This is a genomic window from Deinococcus pimensis DSM 21231, from assembly GCF_000519345.1.
GTDB classification, from domain to species: domain Bacteria; phylum Deinococcota; class Deinococci; order Deinococcales; family Deinococcaceae; genus Deinococcus_A; species Deinococcus_A pimensis.
On record NZ_KI912637.1, the window covers coordinates 198,759 to 225,295 of the forward strand.

Annotated in this window: 17 protein-coding genes, 2 tRNA genes and 1 pseudogene; 9 read left to right on the forward strand and 11 right to left on the reverse strand. The window is 65.5% G+C overall.

Annotated elements, in window-relative coordinates; all coding sequences use genetic code 11:
* Positions 1 to 184: 184 nt before the first annotated feature.
* Positions 185 to 2,128, forward strand: coding sequence for a threonine--tRNA ligase (thrS, locus tag DEIPI_RS0109805; protein ID WP_027481666.1), 1,944 nt, complete (start codon positions 185 to 187; stop codon positions 2,126 to 2,128).
* A 214-nt stretch (positions 2,129 to 2,342) separates the two neighbouring features.
* Here the strand turns inward: thrS and DEIPI_RS0109810 are convergent, their stop codons facing one another.
* Both DEIPI_RS0109810 and DEIPI_RS0109815 read right to left on the reverse strand, forming a co-directional pair.
* Positions 2,343 to 2,654 (reverse strand): GNAT family N-acetyltransferase, encoded by a 312-nt coding sequence (locus DEIPI_RS0109810; protein ID WP_027481667.1) that lies wholly within the window; start codon positions 2,652 to 2,654, stop codon positions 2,343 to 2,345.
* A gap of 57 nt (positions 2,655 to 2,711) precedes the next feature.
* Positions 2,712 to 3,611: a glycerophosphodiester phosphodiesterase family protein gene (locus DEIPI_RS0109815; protein WP_084474134.1), complete on the reverse strand. Its 900-nt coding sequence runs from the start codon at positions 3,609 to 3,611 to the stop codon at positions 2,712 to 2,714.
* 157 nt (positions 3,612 to 3,768) lie between these two features.
* Here DEIPI_RS0109815 and DEIPI_RS0109820 point away from each other — a divergent pair.
* Positions 3,769 to 3,842, forward strand: a tRNA-Cys gene (locus tag DEIPI_RS0109820).
* 6 nt (positions 3,843 to 3,848) lie between these two features.
* Positions 3,849 to 3,923, forward strand: a tRNA-Val gene (locus DEIPI_RS0109825).
* Between the two features lie 101 nt (positions 3,924 to 4,024).
* On the opposite strand, the gene DEIPI_RS0109830 is transcribed toward DEIPI_RS0109825, so the two are convergent.
* The 3 genes from DEIPI_RS0109830 to DEIPI_RS29980 form a co-directional block, all read right to left on the reverse strand.
* Positions 4,025 to 5,206, reverse strand: coding sequence for a tyrosine-type recombinase/integrase (locus tag DEIPI_RS0109830; protein ID WP_045233995.1), 1,182 nt, complete (start codon positions 5,204 to 5,206; stop codon positions 4,025 to 4,027).
* A 377-nt stretch (positions 5,207 to 5,583) separates the two neighbouring features.
* Positions 5,584 to 8,136, reverse strand: coding sequence for a DUF3987 domain-containing protein (locus tag DEIPI_RS36545; RefSeq protein WP_169737063.1), 2,553 nt, complete (start codon positions 8,134 to 8,136; stop codon positions 5,584 to 5,586).
* On the reverse strand, positions 8,133 to 8,351 hold the full coding sequence (locus DEIPI_RS29980) for a helix-turn-helix domain-containing protein (RefSeq protein WP_245588538.1): 219 nt from the start codon (positions 8,349 to 8,351) through the stop codon (positions 8,133 to 8,135). The genes DEIPI_RS36545 and DEIPI_RS29980 overlap by 4 nt, the downstream gene beginning before the upstream one ends.
* 84 nt (positions 8,352 to 8,435) lie before the next feature.
* Here DEIPI_RS29980 and DEIPI_RS0109845 point away from each other — a divergent pair, with 84 nt between their 5' ends.
* Together DEIPI_RS0109845 and DEIPI_RS0109850 are read left to right on the forward strand one after the other, a co-directional pair.
* Positions 8,436 to 9,389, forward strand: coding sequence for a hypothetical protein (locus tag DEIPI_RS0109845; RefSeq protein ID WP_027481671.1), 954 nt, complete (start codon positions 8,436 to 8,438; stop codon positions 9,387 to 9,389).
* Between the two features lie 1,312 nt (positions 9,390 to 10,701).
* Positions 10,702 to 14,193, forward strand: a complete 3,492-nt coding sequence (locus tag DEIPI_RS0109850) for a PxKF domain-containing protein (protein WP_027481672.1) — start codon at positions 10,702 to 10,704, stop codon at positions 14,191 to 14,193.
* 63 nt (positions 14,194 to 14,256) lie between these two features.
* On the opposite strand, the gene DEIPI_RS0109855 is transcribed toward DEIPI_RS0109850, so the two are convergent.
* Positions 14,257 to 15,741, reverse strand: coding sequence for a S8 family serine peptidase (locus DEIPI_RS0109855; RefSeq protein WP_157463574.1), 1,485 nt, complete (start codon positions 15,739 to 15,741; stop codon positions 14,257 to 14,259).
* A gap of 132 nt (positions 15,742 to 15,873) precedes the next feature.
* On the opposite strand from DEIPI_RS0109855, the gene DEIPI_RS0109860 reads away from it, so the two are divergent.
* Positions 15,874 to 17,700 (forward strand): ABC transporter ATP-binding protein, encoded by a 1,827-nt coding sequence (locus tag DEIPI_RS0109860; protein WP_157463575.1) that lies wholly within the window; start codon positions 15,874 to 15,876, stop codon positions 17,698 to 17,700.
* Positions 17,701 to 17,706: 6 nt separating this feature from the next.
* Here DEIPI_RS0109860 and DEIPI_RS29985 read toward each other — a convergent pair whose 3' ends face one another.
* Entirely contained in the window at positions 17,707 to 18,192 is a 486-nt protein-coding gene (locus DEIPI_RS29985) for a hypothetical protein (RefSeq protein WP_157463576.1), read from the reverse strand.
* A gap of 253 nt (positions 18,193 to 18,445) precedes the next feature.
* Here DEIPI_RS29985 and DEIPI_RS0109870 point away from each other — a divergent pair, with 253 nt between their 5' ends.
* The 3 genes and pseudogenes from DEIPI_RS0109870 (at position 18,446) to DEIPI_RS36555 (ending at position 23,547) form a co-directional block, all read left to right on the forward strand.
* Positions 18,446 to 18,664, forward strand: coding sequence for a hypothetical protein (locus DEIPI_RS0109870; protein WP_027481675.1), 219 nt, complete (start codon positions 18,446 to 18,448; stop codon positions 18,662 to 18,664).
* A 671-nt stretch (positions 18,665 to 19,335) separates the two neighbouring features.
* Positions 19,336 to 22,545 carry a putative Ig domain-containing protein gene (locus tag DEIPI_RS36550; protein WP_169737064.1) on the forward strand — a complete coding sequence of 1,070 codons (3,210 nt, stop codon included), beginning with the start codon at positions 19,336 to 19,338 and terminating at the stop codon, positions 22,543 to 22,545.
* Positions 22,546 to 22,628: 83 nt separating this feature from the next.
* Positions 22,629 to 23,547 (forward strand): annotated as a pseudogene (locus tag DEIPI_RS36555) (IS5 family transposase).
* On the opposite strand, the gene DEIPI_RS42220 reads toward DEIPI_RS36555, so the two are convergent.
* Genes DEIPI_RS42220 through DEIPI_RS0109915 form a run of 4 tightly spaced genes read right to left on the reverse strand, consistent with a single transcriptional unit; the run spans position 23,533 to position 26,394 of the window.
* The gene (locus DEIPI_RS42220) at positions 23,533 to 23,850 is read right to left on the reverse strand and encodes a DUF3349 domain-containing protein (protein WP_027481676.1); all 318 of its coding nucleotides are present in this window, start codon (positions 23,848 to 23,850) and stop codon (positions 23,533 to 23,535) included. The pseudogene DEIPI_RS36555 and the gene DEIPI_RS42220 overlap by 15 nt on opposite strands.
* A 53-nt stretch (positions 23,851 to 23,903) precedes the next feature.
* The gene (locus DEIPI_RS0109905) at positions 23,904 to 25,217 is read right to left on the reverse strand and encodes a lasso peptide biosynthesis B2 protein (protein WP_027481677.1); all 1,314 of its coding nucleotides are present in this window, start codon (positions 25,215 to 25,217) and stop codon (positions 23,904 to 23,906) included.
* Positions 25,214 to 26,125 (reverse strand): phosphoenolpyruvate carboxykinase (ATP), encoded by a 912-nt coding sequence (locus DEIPI_RS39410; RefSeq protein ID WP_045233997.1) that lies wholly within the window; start codon positions 26,123 to 26,125, stop codon positions 25,214 to 25,216. Before DEIPI_RS39410 ends, DEIPI_RS0109905 begins: the two co-directional genes overlap by 4 nt.
* A gap of 2 nt (positions 26,126 to 26,127) precedes the next feature.
* Entirely contained in the window at positions 26,128 to 26,394 is a 267-nt protein-coding gene (locus DEIPI_RS0109915) for a PqqD family protein (RefSeq protein ID WP_027481679.1), read from the reverse strand.
* Between the last annotated feature and the right edge of the window lie 143 nt (positions 26,395 to 26,537).

Here is a 26,537-nt window from a genome sequence, read left to right on the forward strand (position 1 = left end):
CGGCCCCCCACGCGGGCCGCGCCCGTCGAACGTCCTGAGGCCGCGCACCCGGCACCCCGCCCGGTCCGCGGCCTCCTCACGTCCCGACGAAACCCCACGCGCGCACCCGCACACAGGAGCACCCATGTCCCACGTTCCCGATCAGGGCGCGGAGGCCAGCGCCGCCGCCCCGTATACTTCCTCCATGCACGTTGTCCTGCCCGACGGCAAACAGCTCGACCTCCCCCAGGGCGCCACCGCCCGAGACGCCGCCGCCGCCATCGGCCCGCGTCTCGCGCAGGACGCGCTCGGCGCGCGCGTCGACGGCCTCCTCCACGACCTCCTCACCCCCCTCCCCGACGGCGCGCAGGTCAGCATCCTGACCAAAAGGAACCTCGCGGACGCCGCCGAACTCTGGCGGCACACCCTCGGCCACGTCATGAGCCAGGCCGTCGGCGAGTACTACCGCGCCAGGGGCTACCCCGAGGGCAGCGTCAAGCGCGGCGTCGGCCCCGTCATCGAGAACGGCTTCTACCAGGACTTCGACCTGCCCGTTCCCCTGAAGGAAGAAGACCTCCCCGAGATCGAGAAGATCATGCACGACATCCTCGCGCGTGACCTCGAACTCAGCCGCCGCGAGGTGAGTCGCGACGAGGCCCTCGCGCAGTTCCCGGCCGATCCCTTCAAGCAGGAACTCATCCGCGACCTCCCCGAGGACGTCACCGTCACCCTCTACAGCCAGGGCGACTACACCGACCTGTGCCGCGGCCCGCACGCGCCGCGCACCGGCGTCCTCCCGAAGGCCTTCAAGCTGATGAGCACCAGCGGCGCCTACTGGCGCGGCAGCGAGAAGAACCCCATGCTGCAGCGCGTCTACGGCGTCGCCTTCGCCACCCAGAAGGAACTCGACGAGCACCTCCACCAGCTCGAGGAGGCCCGCCGCCGCGACCACCGCAAGCTCGGCAAGGAACTCGAACTCTTCCTCCTCGATCCCCTCGTCGGCAAGGGCCTCCCGATGTGGCTCCCGAACGGCACCGTCGTCCGCGAGGAACTCGTGCGCTTCCTGCGCGAGCAGCAGGTCGCGCGCGGCTACCAGGGCGTCATCACCCCCAACATCGGCAACCTGGAGCTCTACAAGACCAGCGGGCACTACCCGTACTACTCCGACTCGCAGTTCACCCCCATCGAGGTGGACGAGGAGCAGTACATGCTCAAGCCGATGAACTGCCCGCACCACGTGCGCATCTACGCCAGCAAGCCGCGATCGTACCGGGACCTGCCCGTGCGCCTCGCGGAGTTCGGCACCGTGTACCGCTACGAGATGTCGGGCGAGCTCAACGGCCTCACCCGCGTGCGCGGCTTCACCCAGGACGACGCGCACATCTTCTGCCGCCCCGATCAGCTCAAGGCGGAGTTCCTCGACGTCCTCGACCTCACCGTGCTGGTCCTCAGAACCTTCGACCTGAAGGACGTGCGCTTCCGCGTCGGCGTCCGCGACCCCGAGAGCGACAAGTACGTCGGCGACGAGGCCAACTGGGAACTCGCGGAGAAGCAGATCATCGAGGCCGTCACCGAGGTCGGGCTGCCCTTCACCATCGAGCCCGGCGACGCCGCCTTCTACGGTCCGAAGCTCGACTTCGTCGTGCGCGACGTCATCGGCCGCGAGTGGCAGCTCGGCACCATCCAGGTGGACTACAACCTCCCGGAGCGCTTCGGCCTCACCTACGTCGGCGAGGACGGCCAGGAGCACCGCCCCATCATGATCCACCGCGCGCCCTTCGGGTCGCTCGAACGCTTCATGGGCATCCTCATCGAGCATTACGCCGGGGACTTCCCCTTCTGGCTCGCGCCGCAGCAGGCCGTCGTGATTCCCATCAGCGACCGTCACCTCGACTACGCCCACGAGGTCGAACGCACCCTCAGGGCGCAGGGCCTGCGCGTGAGCGTGGACGCCGGATCGGACCGCATGAACGCCAAGATCCGCGCGGCGGAACTGCGCAAGGTGCCCGCCATGCTGATCGTCGGCGACAAGGAAGCCGAGGGCCGCGAGGTCAGCGTCCGCGAACGTGGACGCGGCGAACGCAAGGGCGTCGCGCTCGACGGGCTCGCGGGCGAGTACGCCGCGCGGAACGCCAACCGCGAGAACTGAGCGCGCGGGGGAGGCAGGGCCGTCCTGCGGTCCCGCCCACGAACCCCTGCGCGTCCACAGGCGCCCCTCACGGGCACGTCAGCTGGGAACGCTAACCTGAGCTCGGTCGGGCATCGTGCTGCGTCAACACCACCGTCGACTCGCGTCCCTCCCCACCCGGCACCCAACAGGACGCCCCCGCCACCGGCGGGGGCGTCCTCCTTTCGTTTCGTGGCTACAGCTGGAAGAGGCCGCGCTGCTGCGGATGCACGAGGTCCGCGTACTCGTGATGCCGCCGCATGAACGCCGCCACGAACGGACACATCGGAATCACCATCAGTCCGCGCGAGCGCGCGTCGTCCAGCGCGAAACGCACCAGCGTGCTCCCCACGCCGCGCCCCTCGAGTTCCTCCGGCACCTCCGTGTGCGAGAACAGCAGCGCGTTCCCCACGGGCCGGTACTCCGCGTACGCCAGTCCCTCCGGGAGGCTCGCCTCGTAGCGCTGCTCGTCCCGGTTGTCCGTCACCTTCACGTCCACGTCGCTCATGCGGCCATCAGAGCACCCCCGCCGCGGCCTGATCACGCATCGCGTCACCGTTGCGTGTCAGGGATCGCGCCGGGCGCGTGACAGCACCTCCCGCAGGAGGTCCGGGCGGTCCGTGATGATGCCGTCCACGCCCATCGTCACGAGCCGCCGCATCTGCGCCGGGTCGTTCACCGTCCACGCCTGCACCGCCACGTTCTTGCGCGCGGCCGCCGCGACCAGCGCGGGCGTCACCACCGGAATCACGCCGGAGCGCACGGGCACCTGCAGCGCGTCCCCGGCGGGCCGCGCCAGCCCGCCCAGCCCCACGAGGCTCAGCAGCACCACGGGCCGCACCTCGTCCTCCGCCATGCTGGTCGCGACGCCCGGACAGACCTCGCGGAACTCCCGCAGGGCGCTCGCGCGGAACGACGCGATCAGCACCCGGTCCCGCGCGCCGTGCCGCTTCAGGGCGTCGCACAGGGGCCGCGCGATGCTCGGCTCGTCCTGCTTGATCTCCAGCGTGAGCGGCACCTGCGGGAACGCCGCGAGAAGCTCCTCCAGCGTCGCGACGCGCACGCCCCGCCCCCGGAAGGGGAAGGTGCGGCCCCCGTCGTTCGTCCAGCGATACCCCGCGTCGAGCCGCGCGAGCCGCGCGAGCGTCAGGTCCTTCACGCGGCCGTGCCCGTTCGTCGTGCGGTCCACCGTCTCGTCGTGCATCGTGACGATCACGCCGTCCCGCGTGGCGTGCAGGTCCGTCTCCAGCATGTCCACCCCGAGCCGCACGGAGCGCTCGAACGCGAACATCGTGTTGCTCGGCCACAGGCCCTCGCCGCCCTGATGCGCGATCACCCACGTCCGGTCGCCCGCGTAGCGGTTCGGGGCGACGCCGCCGCCCACGTCCAGCGCCGAGGCGAGATACAGGGCCGCCACGGCGGCCACGACCCCGCCGAGCAGCGCGCGCGTCCATCGGTTGCTCATGTGCCCGCAGTGTACTCCCCGCGCCGCGCGTCCGCCCCTCACCTCGCGCCCGTGACGCGGCCTTTGACAGCCCGGTAAACCCGTGCTAACATTCCTCTCGCTGGGAGGAGGACCTCCGCTCCGCAAGCGGCGCAGCCGCGAATGGCCCAGTCCGCACGGCGCTGTAGCCAAGTGGTAAGGCAGAGGTCTGCAAAACCTCCACCGGCGGTTCGAGTCCGCCCAGCGCCTCCAACCCGTAGGCCCGTAGCTCAGGGGTAGAGCACTACCTTGACACGGTAGGGGTCAGCGGTTCAAATCCGCTCGGGCCTACCAACCAGAACCTCGTCCCAGACGAGGTTCTTTCCTTTTTGGTCGGGGTGGGGATCCCCCGGAATACCCCCGTGTGTGCAATAGGTGTGCAATAGCCCCCACGCTCAATCCGCCGCCTCCTTCCGCCGCAAGTGCGCCTGCAGATCAAACTCCGCCGTGCGCACCTCATCCGGCATCACCTGCCGGTAGATGTTCAGCGTCGTCGACACCCGCGCATGCCCCGCGATCTTTGCCACCACCTCCGGCAACTGCCCGGCCCGCAACCGGTTTGTGATGCTCGTATACCGACCCGAGTGCGTCCCGAACTTCTCGAGCCCCGCGCGCGCCGCGATCCGATGCATCGTCCGCTGCACATTGTGCCGGTCCAGCAACGCCCCCCGCGCCGTCGTGAACACCAACCCCGACATCGGCCAGGCCTGCCCCAGCGACGCCCTCAGCCGCATCTGCGCCGCCCGATGCTGCGCAAGTACCTCCAGCAGATCAGCACTGGCCGGAAGCACCCGTCGTGACTGCGCGGTCTTGACGTCCCCGATGACCGGTTTGTTCTTGAGCAGTTTGTTCGCCTGCTCGATCCGCACCAACCGATCCTCAAAGTCCACGTCCTGCCAGCGCAACCCGAGCGCCTCACCACACCGAAGGCCTAACGAGAACATCAGGTAGAACAGCGGGAACAGCGGATCTCCCGACGCCTCATCCAGAAAACGGTTGAGTTCGTCATCCGTCAGGGCCTTGCGCCGCTTCACCCGCGAACGCTCCGCCGGGGTTGGCGTGACCCGAATGTCATCCGCCGGATTCTTGAGGATCAGGTCTTCATGCACCGCCTCCTTGAACGCCGCCGCGAGATGCTCGATCACCTTCTTGCGTGAACTCGCCGACAGCTTCGTCGCCAGCTCGGCTTCCAACCCGAGGATGTGGGACCGCCGCACCTCCTGAAGCCGCATCCGCTTGAGGGACTCCGGCACGTACAACCTCAACCGCAGCTCGTACTGCTCGAAGGTGGTTTCCCGAACGTGTGGGCGGCGCAGCCGCAACCAGTTGTCCAGGCAGTCGCCCACCGTGGACGGCGCCCGCAGGGTGAAGCGGCCCCGCTCGACCTCGACCAGCGCTTGCCGCATGACCTTGTCGGCGGCGGCACGCGTCTCCTCGACGCCGCTTCTGATGACCGTCAGTCGGCCGTTCACTTCCGCACGCAGTTGCCAGCGGAAGCGTCCACGGTACGCGTAGATCGTTCCCTGGCGGTTGCCCCGCTGCTTCGTCTTCTTGCTCTTGCCTTTTGTTGCCGTCATGTGATGCCTCTCAGTGCGCTTTCGCGACTCCACTTCCCACAGCTCGATCGTACTCGCGTGTGGTCCGCCGGGGAGGGTTGAGCGCTCCCCGGCAGATGGTTTATGTTCGCTGCCACCCTCGACCGCCCCAAGCCCAGCAGGTCGAGTGGTAGGACGTTTCCGGGAAGGGTGCGCCCTGGCGGGATGGTTCGCCGTGTGCCCTCCAGCCCAGCGTGCAGCGACCCAGGGTCGGGACGTCCTGCGCACGGCGCCAGAATCTGCACTGCCCACACCGCTGCTGGTGAAGACCGGGAAGGCCACTGCCGGAACTGCCAGAACCTCGCTTAGGGACCTCCGATCTGGCGTCCTCCGTGTCTCCTTGTTGTCCGTGCTGAGGCCTACGCATCGTCGGCCTCGTACGCAGGATGGAGGTGCACGACAATCGACGGGCGTCCACCGTTGGGATGCTCCTGACGCTCCTGCCTCACGTGCCCAAGGCGCTCCAAAAGGCCCAACCCCTGCTTCACCGTGTTCGCGTCCGTCAAGCCCGACCATTTCGCCCGCAGCACATCCCGCAGTTTCATCCCGGTGTGCAGACGTCCTGTCTGCATGGCCTCCACCAACAGCCAGGCCGCCTGAACGGTCGGGTCACGGTCCGCTCCCCACACCTTCCGTGCGTGTGCCTCCAGGAACGCGCACCACCGCGCGGCACTTTGGGCACTGTTCACACCGATGTGATGACGGTCAAAGTCCTGGTCCTGACGGATGGCACATTCACACAGGTGCAGCAGGAGGGCGAGCGCCGGCAGCAACGAGCGGTACTTGGCGAGGTGCGCCTGCAAGGCAAGGTGCTCCTGAAGCTCACGTGAGCGCAACTTGGCTTCCAGTTCTGCTCTCCACGTGTTGAAGACCATCTGGGCGTCAGGGGAGAAGCGCAGCAGCGCATGACCATCCTCATCCTGTTCCGTCTCGAAGTCGTCTGCGCGTAAGCCGTCCAGGAACCGGATGACCCGCTCAGCTTGCGCTATGGCAGCAAGGTCTGGTGGTCGGTCGTTCTCCTGGTACTCGGGCAGAGCGTCAGGCCAGACCAGCAACTGGAACCTCTGTAGAAGCCCGTCGTCTCCTTGTCCGCGAGCAGATTTCGTCTGCTCAATCAGTGGACCGGGTTGAATACCACCAAGCATGGCCAGTCTGACGTTCTTGACGTGGATGGTCCCTCGGCCCAGTCGGTCCTGCGTGAAGCTTCCGTTCCCGTTCCAGGCTTCGAGATACATCGGCCGTTCTCCCTCACGTCCAGCGCGTTGCAGGGTGTGAATCCAGCCCATCATCTCGTCCCGGAACTGCAGCAATCCATTGGGCGACTGACGAAGCAGCTCAAGGAGCTTCTCGGGGGTGACGTCATTCACGACGAGACGGCGTGGAAGCAGCCGTTGCTTGAGCGCCTGCTGCTCTTCGCGAAGCGCGAGAAGTTCCTCACGGAGTCCCGCCACGTCATCGGCATCGGCCCGTTTCAGTCGTCCTTGGACCTGTTCCAGCTGAGCAGTGAGGACCTCGAGTTGCGCTTCGCACTCGGCTCGGATGTCCTCGACTTCTTTGAAGGCTTCCTGCTCGAGCTTGCGGATGAATCGTGTGCCTTCTCGTAAGACGGCCGACTTCATCACGCTGGGCGGGCCCACAATGGCACCCCAGAAGTTGGATATCACTGTCCAGGTGTCGTGCTGTTTGGGTCGAACCTGAACATGAAGTCCGATCACTGAGCCCGCAGCGACAAGCGCGGGAATGGCGAGCATTCCCAGCGGGACGTTCATTCTGTGGCTCGCGTCCGTTAGCCACCCTCGAACCCCTTCGGGCACCAGGTCTTCGCTGAGTGCCGGAACGGGCGTGGCGAGCGGGGGTAGCGATTCCCGAAGTGGCCACGCTTCCTGCTGCGTACTCGGCCATACCGGCTCCTGTGAGGCGTCGAGCAGGGCACGTGCCGTGCGAACTGCTGCGGTCAGATCACCGTGGTGGTCCAGTATCTTGAACACACTGAAGGCGTCATGGGCATGCCCGTCATTGAGCGGGTCGCTGCCATGGTTGGAGAACACCTGCGGGTACCCACCTCTGCTGACGTCGGGAAGCAGCTTCACGCCTGGAGAGCCTGTGGTGCTGCCCGGACAGAGCCAACGATCTACGCCAATCCGGCGGTAACCGTGACGCTCCAGGATTTCCCTTGGATGGTGCTGCCTGTTGAATTTGTCGATGATGCTGTCGCCAGCGAAGGGCAGATCCGGTGCCGAGGTGGCTTTTTCAGGCGTCCCGTCTGCCCACGGACATGCATCACGCATGAGGGGTTCCAGCATGGCCCACTGCTGGATAAGACAGAGGAGCTCTTCGGGCACTTCGGGAAGGTCCTCCCTCGAGGGTGGGGGACCTTGGACCCACTCGTACGGGCGTCCCGTCTGCGGATGCACTGAGGGCGGCAGGAGGTCCTGGATTGCCCCCGCGCGCAACTCGAACACCGTGTGCTTGCTGTTGGAGGACCCGCTTTGTGGATCGGCGGGCCACTGCAAGACCTTCCGGGTCAGCGTCATTCCTTGCGGCACCCGGTAGTAGGGCTTCTCTCCCTTGAGTCCCTTGGTTCGGAAGGGATTGCGGTTCAGCAACGCCTGCAGGTCCAGCTCGACGCTCGCCAAAGCACAGTGTGTGCCTTCCGGATCGTCGATGTCGAGCACCAGGGTGTGGCTCGCTGAGTGCAGGACGCCCATGTTCTCCGCCGAGGCCGACCAGCGATCATAGGCACGCTCTGGATCGGTGATCGCCTTTGCCGCATCGTTCCAGCTCCGGTGACGGGGCGCTTTCTGCTTTTCCGGGACTGGAACGAGACCCCATCCAAGCTTCCCGGTGTAATGGCGCGCGTAGTCTCCTGACTTCCAGCCGGTCGTGTCGATCGTGGGGACGGAGGACGTCACAGCTCCCTCCGGCGGGCGAGGAATTCTGTGATGGCGTCGTGGGGGATGAGCCATTTGCGTCCGACGCGCACGCCTCGCAGGTCTCCACGTTGGAGGAGTTTGTTGATGGTGTTCTTGGAGAGCTGGAGGAGAGGCTCCAGGTCTCGGGGGGTGTACACCAGTCGGGGCGTCGGGACGTTCGGGATCATCTCTTTCTCGTTGTCTGGATAATTCATGCCTCCAGTCTTGGTGAAAAGTTGTTACCGGGGTAGGTGACATGTCCAGTAACGAAGGATGGGGAGCGCTACAGTGTGCTCCGAATGACCCAGGAGTTATCTTTCGAGCTGTTCACGCACTGGAGCATGGAGTGCCGTGCGGAGCTGCTGGAGCAGCCCGGTGGTGCAGTGCTCCGCTTCACGCCACTGCAGGACGCGACAGGATCAGTGCAGTTCAAGAATCTGTTCGTGTCGCATCGTCTGCTTGTCCGCAAGACCCGCCGCACTGAAGAGCCGGAGCGGGTGACGTCGGTCGAACTGCTGCTGAACCTTTCGGGCGGGATGAGTCCGACACCCTGGAATGATCCAGACGAACGCTGGCTGATCGAGGCCGTCGCGTCTGCTCTTGGCCCGCTGTTTACGGCGCATGTCTGGCATGGTCTCGGCGCCGCCACGACCGAAGCCATTGAGGAACCCCTGGCACACTGGCTTTCTGCCGCCGAGAAACTGAAGGAGCTCATCGAGCTCCTGACAGCGTGGAAAAAGGCGTCCAAGGACGTGCCCAGCGACGAAACCCGACGGCGCCTTGGAACGGATCGTCTTCGAGACGATATCGGCATCGACGCCTACAACACTCTCAGCGAGGAACGACGTGCGGAGCTGGCACGGGCATATGGACCGTCTCTGGTGAGCCCACGGGATCAACTGCAGCGCTTGGCTTCTGATGCCCTTTACTGGTTGTGGAGCTTTGGCGTGAGCAACCAGGAGGACGAAAGGCAGCTGATCCTTGAGAACACCCGACCCATCGTGAATCAGGACACGGGATTGTTTCAGTTCAACATCGCCGTCGGTATACAAGCGCTGGCGACCATGGCGGCCCTGCAGGCGGATAGCTACCAATCCCGAACTGTGCAGCGCTGCAAACGCAAGAGCTGCAGACAGGTACGGTTGATGCGGGAGAAGCGCGAGTACTGTTCAGTGGCATGTCAACAGGCGGACAAGCAGGCAAAGTACCGTGCACGCCAAAAGGAACGTGCATCATCGTCCTCTAAACCTTGATTGTCCCCGGTGACCGTGCACACTTCATCGCTTCGCGTCAAATTCGGCGGCGACGCGTTCATGCTGTCTATGGGCAAGGTCATGCCGCGTGCCCGCCTAACTTTGAGCTATGGCGCGTATGAAACGTTCTCAGCTTCCACAGGTCACCGAGCTGGATCGACGGCTTCGCCCGGATGACATCCGCACCACACCGAACGGTGGATTCGCCTGGCGATGCCACTACTGTCGTCGGTATGCCTGCGATCAGAGTCTTCAAGGTCGGTTTCTCTGTCGGTGTCATGGCGGCAGCACACCTCGTCAGCGTGACCTGGTCCAGCAGTACCTGCATCATCTGGAAACCGGGAAGTGCCTGCGGCCCCCGGGACGCCCGTTGATTTCCGGCTTGTCCTCACGAACCCGCAAGGTGCATGTCGATGAGTTGAAGGCTGAGGCGGACCGAACGTCGAAGGTGCTGCGAGTTCAGATCGTCAGGGAGCTGGCCCGGGTAGAAGGGGCTGCAAAACAGTGGGAGTAGAGAAATGCTCCCCTTGGGAATAAGAGATTGGCTGCCTCCTGAACCCCTTAGCAGAATGAGGAGTTGTGACCGTCGATACGGGCCGCGCGGTGTATACCATCCGGAAGTCGTCCGATCGCCCGCTGAGTGCAGTTTGGAGCTGCTTTTGCTGGCATTGACAGGTTTGGTACACCGCTCAGCAGGAGTGTCCTGGTCGGCCTCGGTCTGTGGCTTATCGGTTCACAGAGGCCGGCAGGACTGAAGAGGGGAGCGCCTGCACTTGGTCTTGCGCTTTCTGAATTGTTTCTGACTACGCGTATTGCTGGGGGCAACACGGGCCTTTTGGCAGTTGTTTTGGCAGTTGTGGCAGTGCCTCTTTTTTTGAGAGTGGGGTTTGCAGAGAAGCGCTGGGCAGCACCTTCAAGGGTTAAGTGGTGCAGCAGTCTCGAGTCGTCGCCCTGCACGTTCTGTGGACTCGGCGTCTCCACCTGTTGTCACTGTGTCGCTATGCTTCCTACTGCAACCTGAACGTGTTGGCCGTGAAAAGTCTCGTGTGGTGTGGTGGAACGCATTTTGGGAGCGTTTCAGTTGGCAGGGAGACTACGGCCAAGCCTTTATCTTTACATTTCCTTTACTCACTTTACATTGCGGGTGTAGAGCGCGTTTTTATTACATTAACAGTTCATGAACTCATGACAAGTTTCAGCGCACTGGTATAATTCTCACTATCCAACACACCGGGACGCTGAGAACCCCAAGCTGACATCGGTCACCTTGCCTGGGGGGAGTGAGTGGTGAGACCGACCCGACGGAGGCTGAATGCGAAAGATTCCGTCCGTGGTCCTGCTGTCCTTCGCCCTGTTTGCCTGCGGCACGTCGCCGAACCCGACGGCCACGACGAACACCTCAGCCCCCCCGAACGGCGTCGTCTTCACGCCTCTCGACGTCATCACAGCCGGTGACGTCAAGAACGGCGTCATCACCACAGGCGACGTCACCAAAGTGCCCGGCGAGACCGGTACCGTCCGGCTCTTCCTCACCGCCTCGGACAACAGCACCGACCCCGTCAACGGCTGCAACGCCAACCCGCAGAACCCCGTCACCATCACACTGACCTCCTCCGACCGGAACGTTGTCAGCCTCACGGGCGCGGCGACCGACGGGACAAAGAGCGTCACCGTCACGGGCTGCGACCCGACCGACGCGACCGTCACCTACACGGTCAACCCGGCCGCCGTGGATGCCAGCACCGCCACGCTCACCGCCACCGCGTCGGGGGGCCGGACCGCCACCGTCCAGGGGAAAACCGTGTCCGGCGCGTTCGTTAGCAGCTCATTCAAGGTCAAGGTGACCGTGCCGAAACCCACCGACGCGACGGCACCCGTCATCACCCCCACCCTCACCGGCACCCTCGGTCAGAACAACTGGTACACCTCCAACGTCGTGCTCACCTGGAGCGTCGTTGACAACGAAAGTCAGTACACCTCCACGGATTGCAGCAGTACCACCGTCACCGCCGACACGAAGGGAACCACCTTCACCTGCGAGGCCACCAGCGCGGGTGGTAAGAGCACCCGCAGCGTCACCGTCAAACGTGACGCGACCGCCCCGGTGATCAGCGGGCAGGACGTCACCGACCCCGCCTGGCGCAACAGCGACCGCAGCGAAAGCTTCACCGTCACCGACGCCACCTCCGGCGTGGTGGGTGACACCTCCTTCACCCTGACCGCGAGCGCCGAGTCCGCAAGCGCCACGACCCCCACGGTCGTGACGCGCACCGTGACGGACGAGGCGGGCAACACCGCCACCCGTACCCTCAGCGCCCTCATCGATCGCACCGCCCCGGCCGTCAGCGCTGACGTCACGAACACCACGTGGCGCAACAGCGCTCTCAACGCGAACTTCACCGCATCGGACGCCCTGTCCGGCCTCGCGAAGGACACGGACGGAGCCTTCACGCTGACCGTCAACCAGGAGTCGAAGTCGGCCACGGAACCCACGGTGGTGGCGTACACCGTGAAGGACCGCGCGGGCAACGCCACCACCCGCCGCGCCTCCGCGCTGCTGGACTTCACTCCGCCCGTCATCAGCGGGCAGAACATCGTCGGCGCCACGTGGCAGAACGTCCCGACCAGCGCGAACTTCACGGCGAAGGATGACCTCTCTGGACTCAGCGACGCCGGGCTTGCGACGTTCACCCTCACCGCCTCAAAGGATTCCACGTCCGCTACACAGCCCACGGTCGTCTCGCAGACCGTCACAGACCTCGCCGGGAACCAGGCGGTCCGCTCCATCTCGGCGCTGATCGACACCGTCAAGCCCGTCCTCATCGCGAAACGGAACGTGCAGCCCAACGGCGAGAAGTGGAACAACACCGACGTCACCGTGACCTTCGAGTGCAGCGACGCCCTCTCCGGCCTCACCGCGACCTGCCCCACCGCGCAGACCTTCGGCGAGGGCGCCGCCCAAACCGCGAAGGCCAGCGTCACCGACCGCGCGGGCAACACCGCCGAGGTCACCGAGGGCCCCATCAACGTCGACAAGACCGCTCCGATCGTTCGGGCCGTCGCCGACCACGCGCCCAACTCGCTGGGCTGGTACGCCGACGACGTCACCGTCAAGTTCGAGTGCAGCGACGACCTCTCCGGCGTCTCGGCTTGCCCTGGCAACCGCACCCTCGGGGAGGGCGCCGACCAGAGCGTTGCTGCCGACATCATCGACCGTGCTGGCAACGCCGCCACGACTACACTCTCGGGCGTCAATGTGGACAAGACCGCGCCCGTCGCGCTCGTCAACGTCACGGGCGGCACGCTCGGTCTGAAGGACTGGTACACCAGCGACGTCACCTTCGGCACTGCGAACTCCACAGACGCGCTCAGCGGACTGGCCAACTGCACCCCCGTGGCGCCACTCATGCAGGACAACACCGCCTATGTGGCCAGCACGACCTGCACGGACAAGGCCGGCAACACCGCGGGCGGCGCCCTCACCGTCAAGCGTGACGCGACCGCCCCCGTGATCAGCGGGCAGAACATCACGGACACCACCTGGCGCAAGAGCGACCGCAGCGAGAGCTTCACCGTCACCGACGCCACCTCCGGCGTGGTAGGCGACACCTCCTTCACCCTCACCGCGAGCGCCGAGTCGAAGAGCGCAGCCGAACCTACGGTCGTGACGCGCACCGTGACGGACGAGGCGGGCAACACCGCCACCCGCACCCTCAGCGCCCTCATCGATAAGACCGCCCCGGTCATCACGGCCACCCGCGACTTGAAGGCCAACAACGACGGCTGGACCAACGCTGACGTCACCGTGAAGTTCGAGTGCAGCGACGCCCTCTCCGGTCTCGCGGCAACCTGCCCGTCCAGCCAGATCTTCGGCGAGGGTGCGAACCAGACGGCCAGCGCCTCCATCTCCGACCAGGCTGGCAACACCGCCACCGCAACGCTCGGCGGCATCAACGTCGACAAGACCGCGCCCGTCGCGCAGGTGAAGGTCCTGAGCGGCAAGCTCGGCCAGAACGACTGGTACACCGGCGACGTGACCTTCGGCACCACCGACTCCAGTGACACCCTCAGCGGACTGGCGAGTTGCACCCCCGTCGCGCCACTCACCATGGACGCCGCCACCTACACAGCGAGCACGACCTGCAAGGACCGCGCGGGCAATACTGCCAACGGCACCGTGAACGTCAAGCGTGACGCGACCGCCCCCCAATTCTCGGGCTCGCTCAACCTCAATGTCATCGCGCAGAACATTGGCGGCGCGCCCCTCGACATGGGTAATCTCATCGCGACCGACGTGACGTCCGGCCTCTCGGGCGGCGTGACCTGCAACGTCGCCACCCTCGGAATGGGCGACAACAGCGTGACCTGCCAGGCGACCGATCGCGCGGGCAACACCGCCACCACCCCCACTACCACCGTGCAGGTGACCCTCGGCTCGATCTACACGAACGCCTTCAACCTGCTCCAGCCCCTCAAGAACACCCCGAGCGACCTCAGCCTTGTCAAGATGGGCTCGACCGTGCCGATCAAGTTCCTCGCACCTACCTACGCTGGGGGTCAGCCGGCCACGGACCTCGCGTCCAGCCTCAAGCTGAGCGTCGCCTACAAGGCCGCGAGCATCAACGATCCCACCTTCGAGGTGACGGACCTCTCCACCGGCTCGACCGTGTGGCGGTACGACGCCAACAGCGGACAGTACGTCTTCAACCTCAGCACCAAGACCGGGTTCAAGACGGGTGAGTACACGGTGTTCGTGACCCTGGGCACCGTCAAGCTCGCCGTGGGTGCCTTCAACGTCAAGTAAGTTCTTTTGAGCGACGGGCCCGCGCACACTCGCGCGGGCCCGTTCCCTTCACCTCAGTACACGTCAGCGGCATGGCGTGAACGTCGCGTCCACCACCGCTGACGTGTCCACCCAGCCTGCCCCGATCGCCGCCGTCCAGCCGGACCCCCACGCGCCTGCGCTCCACGCCGCGTGGTTCGAGGACGCCGCCGCGAAGCAGGCCATCAGGAAGGCCGTGACGTCCGCGCCCGACCGACCCGCCGTGGCGCTCCCCCGATGCTGCTCGTTCGCGTACATCCAGAGCGCCACCTGCGACGCGAACATCGGCGCCGCGAAGGACGTGCCCGACCACGACGTGTCCGTTCCCGAGCTGCGGGTCAGGATGTTCTCGCCCGGCGCGACAAAGTCCAGCCCGCGCCCATAGTTCGAGAAGGTCGACCGCGCGCCCGTCCCGGACACGGACCCCACGGCGATCACGGCGGAACTCTGCGCGGGTTGATCCACCAGGTCACGCGAATCATTCCCTGCGGCGGCCACGATCACCACGCCTGCCCGCCGGGCCGCGTCCAGGTACGACTGCAGCCAGAGGTCGTCCCCCTGCCAGGCGGACGTCCCGACGCCGAGGCTGAGGTTGATCACCCGGACAGGAGCGGGATTGACGTAGGTGGTCGTGACGCTGTCCCGGACGACGGTCGTGCGACCCACGGCGTACTCCAGCCCGCGCGCCACGGATCCCTCCTCGTACCCGTACGTGCCGTCCGCGCCACGTGAAAGGACATTGACGGGCAGCACCCTCACAACGTTGCCGCCCGCACCGACCCCGGAGGCGGCATTTCCCGTCACCTGCGCGATCGTCGCGGCGACCGCGTGTCCATGCCAGGCCTGCGTCTTGTCCTTGTTGGTCAGGTCGAGGGCGGCCGTGCCCTGCTTGAGCGTGTCGAACGTGACGGTCGCCCAGGACGCGGTGGGCGTGAGGTTGGGCGTGAGCTGCGGATCGTCCGTGCTGACGCCACTGTCGAGGACGCCGACCGTGACGGGCGCGCAACCCGCGTCCAGCTTGCCCCACGCGGCCGGAATTCCGAGCCGGTCCAGCGCAGGCCTCTGCTGCGCGAAGAGGGGATCGTTCGGGATGGGCAGCGCGCTGGGACGGTACCGGTACGCGGGTTGTGCGTACCTCGCCGCGCCGTTCGAGACGAGCTCCGCCGCCGCGTCGCGGAGCGCGTCGTCCTCCCCGGAGAGGACGTGCCAGCCGTGCGCGTCCCCCGCGACCTCCCGCAGACCGAGCCGATAAACCTCGGAGGTGAATGCCGGGGTGGGGGCCGCGCTGCCCGTGTACACGACGAGCCGCCCGACCGTCCTGGGGACGTCCCAGCGCTGCGCGACCCCGACGCGTCCGACCACGACGTTGAGGGACCGTCCGGCGTCGGCGCCTCCAAGGGCTGTGGCCTTTGCCGAGTCGCACCCGACAGGGACGCCCCCCTCCGAGGGGGTCGAGGAGCACGCGGTGAGCGTGAGGGTCACCAGAAGCGACCCGGTGAGGGTCACCCGCTTCATTGCTTGTGGACGCACGTTCCGACTGTACCAGCGTCGCCAGGGACCGAGACGCTCGCTTGCAGGAGCGTGGGACATGGGGCAAAGCGAACTCGTCCGCTTCTCATCCGTGGTCGGGCTGGAGTCCGAGGAAGAGGCGGGACTGCTAGCATGAGCCGACCCGTGAACGCCACGCCCATTGAGTCCGCCGCCCCCCGGACCTTCCTGTCCACCCTCCGGTCCGCGCGGACGCTTCGGCGCACGGCCACCTGGTCGGCGCGGCTCGTGCTGGACGCGGCGCCCCATCAGACCCGCGCGCTTGTCGTGCTGCTGTGGCTGCAGGGCGCCACGCCCGTCGTGAGTCTGTACCTCACGAAGCTCGTCGTGAACGCCGTCACCGTCCGGCACGACCTGCCCGTCTGGCTCGTGCCCGCCTGGGGCGCGGCGTTCCTGCTGGGTCAGCTCGCCGCGCAGCTCGCGAGCGCCACGCAGGCCAGCCTGCAGGAGCGCCTCACCGCGCACGTCGAGCGGCGTCTGCTCGCCGCGACCGCCGCGCACCGGGACCTGCACCTCCTGGAGGACCCCCGGCACCACGACGACCTGACGCTCCTCGCGCAGTTCGCGGCCGTCCGGCCCGTGAACCTCGTCGCGTCCTTCGCGCAGCTCACCCGTGACCTCGTCACGGTGCTCGGGCTCGCGTGGCTGCTCGTGGGCCTGCATCCCGCGCTGCTCATGCTGCTCGTGCTGGCCGCCGCGCCGCTGTTCGCTGCGAACGTCGTTGCGCACCGTCTCGCGTGGCATCGTCAGCAGCGCCGTGCGCCCGTCCGTAGAGCGCTGCGCTATGTGGCGTCGCTCACGACGAGCGCCGCGCACGTGAAGGACGTGCTGCTGCTCGGTCTCGGGCCCGCCCTTCAGGAGCGGCACCGCGCGGGCTCCGACGCAGATCACGCGGAAGGGCGCCGAGAGCGCGTCCGCGCTTTCCTGCTGGTGCTGCCCGCCGTGGTGCTCGTCGCGCTCTCCGCGACCCTCGCGCTCTGGTGGGTGACGCGGGACGTCGCGGCGGGTCGGCTCGCGGCGGGCGGTGTGATCGTGTACGTCTTCGGGCTCGTCACGCTGCGCGAACGCGTCGGGAATCTCGCGGTCGTCGTGGGCGTCCTGGGCGGGCATCTGCAGTACTTCGAGAAGCTCCGCGCGGTCGCACCCTGGGCGCCGGACGTGGCTGCAGAACCCGTTGAGCCGTGGCCATGGGCGCGCGACGTCGTGTTTGAGCACGTCACCCTACGCTTCCCTGACGGGACTGTCGCGCTCGACGACGTGAACCTCACCCTCCCGTGGGGTGGCCACGTCGCGCTGGTGGGGGAGAACGGGGCGGGCAAGAGCAGCCTCGTCAAGGTCCTCACGGGTCTGTACCGGCCGACCTCAGGGCGTGTCCTCGTGGACGGGGTGGATCTCGCGGATATCCCGGTGGAGCGGTGGCGCGCGGGTCTCACGACAGTGCTGCAGGACTTCGGGCGCTTCGCTTTCACGGTCCGGGAACACGCCACGCTCGGTGTGCCCGGCGCCGTGACGGACAGGCAGCTACGGGAAGCTGCGCAAGAAGCGGGTTTCGAGCGGCATGCCGAGCGCCTCCCGGGCGGGTACGACACGCAGCTCGGCGCGGCCTTCGGCGGGACGGACCTCTCGGGTGGGCAGTGGCAGTCGCTGGCCCTGACACGCGCGCTGCTGCGGGCCTCGCCCCTCTTGATCCTCGACGAGCCCACGGCCTCGTCGGATCCGGTCGCGCAGGAGGAACTGCGCACGCGGTATGACGAGCTCACGCGGGGCCGGACGGTCCTGCTCGTCACGCACCACCTTGACTTGGTGGGGCCGGGCGATCAAGTGGTGGTGCTGGAGGCGGGCCGCGTGGTGGAGGAGGGCCCTGCCGCGCACCTCGAAGCACTTGGTGGGATGTACGCGCGGCTCAGGCGGGCTACCGGGACCTCACGCGAACCTGCCTGAGGCCGCTCAGGGTCCCGCGATCCGGGTGGGTGTCACGTCCGACGCAAGGGGCGGCTCGCAGGTGCCGTCCGCGACTGGGAAGCCCAGCGGGGCGAGCAGGTCTCCGCACTTCCTGACGTACGCTTCCGCCCAGGCTTCCGCGAAGCCCTCGGCGGGCGCGGCGAAGTAGTCGCCGTACACGCGGCCCTCGTCCCGGAAGCCGCCGTGCGACCCGCCCAGCAGGTACATGTCCAGGCAGTGCCCCACCTCGTGCGCGAGGAGTCGGCTGCCCTCGCGCACGAAGGACGTGATGTCTAGACGGACGAGGCAGCCCGCCGAGGACATGGACGCGTTGCCCTTGAGGTTGTCGGTGTCCAGCCGTCCGAACTGGTAGAGGATCGGGACACCGTGGACGTTTGCCTGGAGCGCCTGGGTCGTGTCGGGAACCGCATGGACGGTCGTTATGAGAGACATCGAGAGCACGAAGAACGACCTCAGAAGTGCTTCTCTCATGATTGAGTATCGAACGCCTAAAGTACGGTCACATGAAAAAATACTCATTTAAATTCAAGAAATGAACGATTGCTCCAATTTAGAGAGAGAACATTGCCTTAGGTATCTGTCTGGGACGCATTTTCTTCCTGAACTCGCCGCAGAAGCTCATCTGTACTACAGGTGTGAAGATTTCGTGGGATTCCGTTCATGAGCTCAGCGGGTGCGGGTTATACGTTGAGTTAATCCCCTCTGCTCTCAGAAAGGACTCCTCATGACCGTCTTGACGGCGTTGCTCCTCCTCTCGATCGTCGTGGTCTTCGTTCCCCTGATCCTGCTGGGCGTGGTCGCCCTCCTGACCCGCCACCGCGTTCCTCGTCCTATCGAAGCCCTTGAAGCAGTTGAATTCGCCGTTGCCTTCGGTTCCAAAAGGTCATATGCCCGTCAAGGCGTGGCGGGACAGCGTTCATCCAAGAGTCCGACGTTGTTCTAACCTTTCCTGCGGGCGCCCGTGGTGAGCCTTCGCGTTCACCACGGGCATCTCTCATGCTGTGCTCAGATGTGATGGACTTAACGTAAAGGAAAAGTTAGAATACTCACATCCTGCCGCGCGCCATACTCATCAGCCGCTCAGGGATAGTCCACGTCGTCTCGGAGGACGCATGCAGCAAACAAGCCCTACACACGAGAACCCACCTGAAGTCGCCCGAGAGCGACGCCCCTACCTCAAGCCGGAACTCGTGGAGGTAGGCCTCTGGTCGAACATCACCCGGCAGTGCACTGTATTGGGGACCATTGACGGCGGTGGACCTGACGTCGGCGAATGCTGACCTGATCTCAACCGGTCAAATCAGCGAAGCTCTCTCACCGCACCCCAATTAGTATCGGGAGTGCACGACAATTCGGGATGCGTAGAAGCCTAATCCCCAACGCGGTCACCTGGGATTGGTGGAGCTAGTGGTGAGCCCGGCCCGAGGACGTACAGCTACCAAGCGTACCCTCCAGCAGTTCTGTCTCCGTGAACTTCACGGCGGGCAGGGCGGACGGCACATGACTGCGTTTCTGCGTATGTCGTCTGCCGTCGGGCAAGTGTCACGATCAAGCGTGCATCGCTCTGGAGAACGCGAGGAAGTTACCTTCCACGCCAAGTGCTCCGGAGGCTCCATGAAACGATCCACGCTCCTGCTCAGCGCCCTCCTCGCCGTCGGCTTCGTCGCCTGTGGAACACAATCGGGTGTGCCTGAGGCGCCCTCCAACGCTTCGACGCCAACACCTGCCACGACCTCAACGACGACCCCGACGCCTGAGACTGGCAAGACCACACCGACTCCGGCTGCTCCGGTGACCGCAAACCTGGCGACGACGGCTGAACCCACGTTCATCACGCTCTCCTTCGAAGATGTCGGGAACGCCGATGTCCGCACCGGCGTGGACGTGTCCTCGGGGGTGACGTCCCAGGCCGTCTCCAAGGCGACGTCCCCCTACACCGTCACCACCAAGGCCAAGGGGATCATCGACGACGGGAACTACCGTATCCTGTGGGCTCGTTATGAGCTGCAGAACACCAGCACTGATGTCACGCTGACGAACGCGACGATGCTCGGTATCAATCGGACGTCCTACCTCAATAGCAACTACACGGCGCTCTCCAACCCGGTATTCGACAACGGAACGCCTTCCACCGATCCCGCTGTGGTGCGCAGCATCGTCCCCGTGCTTGGCGTCCCGGATCCTGATCTCACCAAAGCGCAGGGCGCTACGTCTGATTACGTTGCATATGACGAACCCGACGTGGCACCAGTGCTCACCACGTTGCAGACCACGCTGCCCACCAACGGTTATCAGACCGTCTTTCCCTACGGATTTACCTACCGCAACAAGGCGACAGGGTCGAGATCGATCAAACCCGGCGAGACCGGGGAAGTGGTTGTTGCCTTCCGATTGCCCAGAAGTACGATTTCTGGTCAGGACATTTATTCCTTCAGCTGGAACTCCACATTGGTCACCGACTCGGAATACCGAGTGACCCGCGGAGTTCAGGAGGGGCAGGGGGCGGGTTCCACGGGACCCGTCATCGCGCGTGCGCAGGCGCTGAAGCAGCCGAAGGTCAACGTCGTCCTCGTTGGTCAGGACAAGGACACCTCTTTGGACTGCTCGGCTGGAGGCACGATCGCAACGACCTGCACTCCCGTCCGGCTCCCTAACCTTCGCGTGTCGGGCCCGGCAGGTGGGACGCTGACATCACTCCTCGCGCCGCCCGTACTGGCGCTGCAGGACAAGAGCGTGAGCGAGATGGGCACCATCGTTTTCGACCTCACTTCCCTCACGACCTCACCCAACAAGAGCCCGATCACTCGTTACGAGCTGCTAACACCCGTCAGCGGCGCCACGCTGAATGAAAAGACTGGTGCCTTCTCCTTCACCGCTGGAGCCCAGCAGGCCGGAAACGTATCGCTACAGTTCCGTGTCACAAACGGTGACGGCTCGTCCGATACGAAGTCCATGACACTCGCGGTGAATGATGTCACGGTGCCTGTCTTGACGACAGCCACGACGATCGCTGGAAAGGAAGGCGAGGCCGTCACGTCGCCAATCAGTGCCCGGGACGACGATGACGACACCCTGACCTACAGCATCACGAATACGCCCAACAAGCGTGCGCTCCCCGACAACCTGACCATTAACGCCAAGTCGGGCGCGCTCTCCTTCATACCCGGGTACGACCAAGCGGGCACGTACTACGCACGGGTTACCGTGACGGATGGGAACAACCCCGTCTCCGCAGATGTTCAGATCAACGTCGCAGACGCGAATCGCTCGCCCGTCCTGACGAACCTCAGTGACCGGAGCGTCGCCGAGGGAAGCCCCCTATCGATCCCGCTCAGCGCTTCCGACGCGGACGTGGGCGTCGACGATGATGTTTTAACCTACAGCGCCAACCTGATGGTTGGTGGCGTCGCCCAGGACCTGCCGAAGAACGCAAGCATCAACGCGTCGACCGGCGCGTTCTCGTGGACACCCGACTACGACCAGTCGAACGCCTCGCCCTACACGATCCGCTTCACGGTGACGGACAAGAAGGGTGCCACGAACAGCCGGACGATCAGCATCACCGTGACGGACACTAATCGCGCCCCCACCTTGAGCGTGACAGACGTCAATGGGAATGCGGTGCCGACGACGGCCACGATCGGGGAAAACAGCTCGTTGACATTTGCGTACACGGGCGGCGATCAGGACAACGACCAGGTCACGTACTCCGCGAGCGTACTCAATACCTCAGGTACGGTGGTGCAGACCTTGACGTCCTCGACACTGAACGGGAAGAGCGTTTTCTCGTGGACGCCGACTTACAACCAGTCCGGCGCGTACACGCTGCGCATCTCCGCAAATGACGGCAGGAATCTGTCCAACAGCGTGACCACGGTTCCGATCGCTGTGACGGTCACTGATATGAACCGTGCGCCCACTATCACGAGCCCTGAGAACAAGACCGTGGCGGAAAAGGGGACACTATCGTTCACGCTGGTCGCCTCCGATGAAGATGTGTTGCCTCGCGCACAGGGTGGCGACGGGGACAAGCTGACATACAGTGCGAACCTCTTAGTGAACAACGGTCTGCAAGCGCTCCCTGCTAACGCGAGCATCGACGCCGACACGGGTGCGTTCTTGTGGACGCCAGACTACAACCAGTCGGGTACTTACACGGTCCGATTCACCGTGAAGGACAGCAAGAACGCGGCGAACAGCACGGCCACGCAGGACATCACGATCACCGTCAACGACACGAACCGCGCGCCCACCCTGAGCGTGACGGACGTGAACGGCAACGCGGTCCCGGCGTCGGTAAGTGTTGCTGAGGGTAGTGCGTTGACGTTCGCATATTCCGGCAGTGACCCTGATGGGGATAGCGTCACGTATTCAGCGAGCGTGAGCAACGCTGCTGGAACAGTGATATATAATCTGGGTTCGTCTGTTGTGAATGGAAAGAACGTCTTCTCATGGACGCCGAAGTACACTGATGCTAGTGGCGCGGCTTACACCTACCGTGTAACCGTGACCGACAGTAAAAAACTTGCGGCAAACTCCGACGTTGCGGTCACCGTCACCGAGGCTCCTATGCCAGTGCTAACCACCACTGAAATTTCGGTAAGTAACGGCAATAATCCCACCGCTAAAAATGTTTCGGCTATGCTACCCAATTACATCATCTATTTCTATAGCGATAACGGCTGTGCAACCTCTCTTGGATCTGTAAATATTGACTCTAATGGAAATTTCTCAAAATCTTTTGCAAACGGCACAAAAGTTTACGCAAGAATCCAGGCTTTTGACAAAACCTCTCTCTCGCCCTGTAGTGCTAGACTGAATTAGTATTTTGCTCTAGCGCTCAACTACTTAAGTTGAGCGCTAGCGTCTGTGCAACTGAACTCATGACAAGCGGGTAGCGTCGGGGTTTGTCCTGTCGTACAGACCTCACCGAAGTGCAGTGGCACGCCCTCCAGCAGCACTTGCCCGCCAACCCCAGGCGAGGCCACCCCTACGCCGACCATCGGCGCGTCCGTGGTGGCCTCCTCTGGCGCATTAAGGTCGGAGCGCCCTGTCTTGGGCAGAACAGGCCCCAAAGCGGTTTGGGGCCTTGCCCGCTGGCGTGACATCCCCGATCGGTACGGACCGTGGCGCACCTGTCACGACCGCCTCGCCCGATGGGAACGCGACGGCACGTGGTTGCGCCTCCTCCAGACGCTGCAAGCCCTTGCAGACCACGAGGGGAGAATCGACTGGGACGGTGCCGCGCTCGACAGCACCCACATCCGTGCCCATCGCAGCGCCACAGGCGCAAGGACACGCGCGGCTATCAACGACCCCCGTCCCAAGCTGGACGGGGAATGGCTGGGTCACACCCGAGGGGGACGCACCACCAAACTCCACCTCTGCGCTGACGGACACGCCCGCCCACTGGCTGTCGTCCTGAGCCCAGGGCAGTGCGCGGACGGCACGTACCTGCTCCCCGTGCTCGACGCCATTCGCGTTCCACGCCTTGGGGTTGGACGCCCACGCAAGCACGTCCCAGTCCTGCGCGTAGATCGTGCGTACGGCGCGCGGAAGTACCGACAGCAGCTCCGGCGACGAGGAACACGCTGCGTGTGCCCGGAACGTGAAGACGCACGGTTCCACCGCGTGAAACGCGGTGCGAAAGGAGGTCGCCCCCCAGTCTTCGACCGCGAGCAGTACGCTGGCCGGAACGTCGTGGAGCGGCTCGCGGGCCGCCTCAAGGACTTCAGGGCGATGGCCACGAGGTACGAGAAGCGGGGGCGCAACTTCCTCGCGGTGGTGCTCGTGGCGTGCGTGCTGTTGTGGCTACCTGGAGCGTGAGCCGTCGGCGTCCAGGGCGTCAGGGAAGCCGTGGACGTTCAAGTGCTGTCGGACAGGTTCAAGGTCCAGTTCAACAGCTGGGGTGGCCTGTACTCGGTACACGTCATTGAGCATGGCAGCGTCGTCGCGTCCAGTGAGGTGAGCGACGAGCAGGGCGAGTTGCCGATCCGAGAATTCGGGGGCGAGCACAGCGAGAAGTGCAAGGTACTGCTGCTCAGGAACCCCGTCTGGAAAGACCTGTCGCAGCCACTGAGCGCTGCGGTAAAGGACGTTTGGGAGGGCATCCTGGCTGGAGTCCGTCACGAACGAAGCGTACCAGGGAGGACCTCAGCCGCACAGACGCTAGAGCAATTTTTTTACGCCTGCCATGCGAAATTCAATTTATAAGGCGAACCATTTGGTAACTCATACCAGTCCACCACCGGCTTCCCGTCAAGTTCTATCCAAGCGTGGCTCTCCACCTGTCCATCCTCGATCCGCACGCCTGAGCAGAAGGTCGGCGAGTCCCCCCGCCTCCTCAGGGCTGCGTAGATTGCCAAAGCCCTCGGCAGACAGTCCCCGCCCTGCCGGATTCGCAGGAACTTCAGGGAATGGTGCACGCCCCTCACCACGTACCCGGTCGAGCCCCCGCCCTTGCCACGGCGGGGGCACAGCGCGTCTACGCGGGTCATGAGCTCGTCGAGCGGCAGGGGCTCCTTCAGGAGGTGGTTCACGCGCAGCACGCCGGGCAGTTCGCGCAGCACGTCCACGGTCGCGGTGGCCCGCTTCAGGCCCTCCGCGAGGGGACGCTCCCAGAAGACCGGGCGCTCGGGCAGCACGCGCCAGCGCAGCGCCTGAAGTCCGAGGAACGTCGGCGCGGCGAGCGAGAGGTTCTTCCAGAAGGGATCGCAGCGGTCCCGGAACAGCCGCCAGGAGCGGGCCACGCCGAGCTCCCGCGCGCGGGCGTCCAGCGCCTCCGAGGTGACGCCGTACCGGGCGATCACCGCCTCAAAGTCGGCGTAGTCGTGCGGTCGCACCCGCCAGTGATCGCCCCAGCCGCGCTGCAGCGCGAGGCCCACCACCACCGTGTCCTCCGGGGAGGGGAGACGCACGCGCGCGCCCTGCCAGTCCACCGGCACGGACGCCTCCCAGACCCGCCCGGTGATGCGGGCCTGCTGGCGGTGGAAGCGGGTGTGGCTGTGCAGCACACGGCGGTGCGCGTCGATCGCCACGTAGCCCTTCGGGCTGAGCAGCTTGAACACCTCGTGCTTGTGAGGCTCCACGGAGTGCTCCACGTCCCACCCAACGCGCCAGCCCGCCTCCCGCGCGAGCGAGAGGGCGCGGCGTTCGTCGCCGGGCCGCACGAGCACGTCCACGTCCTGGGAAGGTCTCTGCCCGGGATCCCGGTACACCCACTCGGCCAGCGCGAAGCCCTTGAAGAGCAGCACCTCGATGCCCGACGCATGCCAGACTCGCAGGAGCTCCACGAGTTCCGCGCGCCGCGCGTGATGCTGCGCGAGGCCCGATAGGTAGTCGCGGCGGAAGACGTCGCGGCCCTCGGTGCCGGCGGGGAGGCGCGCGTAAACGTACGCCCCGAGGCGCGCGCGGCGGATCACCTCCGGTCGGGGCAGCCCCGGTGTCCTTCCGGTCAGGAACCCCGTGATCGTCGGCGTGGGGACCTCCGTGGTCACGGCGTCACCTCGTAGGCGCGTGCCCGGGCCGACTCGAACTGCACCCTCGGCCCGAGCCGCGAGATGAAGTCCGCCGTGACGCGCTGCGCGCCCGCGTCGAGCGGGAAGCCCGCAGCCTCCCACAGGGCGAGCGCGAGGGTCCGCGTGGCAGGCCCCGCCTCCGCCGTCGGGTCCCCCGCCTCGGGACGCAGGACCACCACCCGGCTCACGGGGCCGGCACGTCCCGCGCCCTCGGGCGCCACGGAGCCATACGACACCGCCCGTTTACCGTCCGGGTGCAGCGTGAGCGCGTCCACGTCCAGCCCATCGGGAAGGAACGCGAGGCTGCCGGGCAGCAGCCGCAGCTCCCGGTCCCAGCCGTACGCCGTGAACGTGGCCGCGTCGCACCAGACGAAGTCCTCCGCGACGGGCAGGGCGCCCGCGCGCAGGGCGCGCAGCATCGTAGTGCTCTTCCCGGCGCCGCTGGGCCCCAGGTAGAGCGTCACCCCGCGCGCCGAGCGGGTCGCGGCGGCGTGCAGGGGCACGAGGCCGCTCACCCGCAGCGCCTCCTTCACGCCGAGGTTCATGGCGGCCCCGAGCGGCGCGGAGAACGCTCCGGTGGGTCGCACGCGCACCGTCGTCGTGTCGGGTCCGTGGAGACAGGTCACGGCGCCCGGGTCGGTATCGCAGCGGAAGCCCCCGGGAAAGGAGACGACGTCGAGCTCGAAGTCGAACACGGGGAGGCGGTGGCGCCTACTCCCGTGCCGCTCCGCGGGGGTGACCTCTCCCTCCTCGACCTCCACCACGACGGTGTACGGGTGGGTGGGAAGCCGATGCTCCGGGTAGTCCCAGTAGGTCCGCAGCCAGCGCGCGAGGTCCGGCGCGATGCCGCGCAGACTTAGCGTCCGACCGAGGACCGGCACGTCCACGTTCACGTCGTGCGGACCAGCCCGGCCCGGTCGAGGCGTTCGAGCAGCCCGTCGAGGTCCTCGCCCGCCTCGTCGGGGGTCACGTCGAAGGTGCCGACGAGGTGCGCGAGCAGCGCCTCCCGTGTGGCGGGGAGGGCCAGCCACACGGCGCGTCCGGCTTCGTTGAGGGTGAACATCTGCTGCGTGTCGGGGTGGAGGAGGACCACCTCGCTGCCCAGGTCGGTCGTGATGACGCTGGCGTGCTGCTGGTAGGACATGAAGGACGGCACGCCTCAGGATACGTTGAGGAGATCTTCACATGCGTCGCCACGCCGTACCTCTCATGAGGGGACACGCGGCGAACACATGAAAATGAGTGTGAAACCTTTATCTGGCCTTACACCGGCGTTTATCAAATGGTAACCTTCGGGGA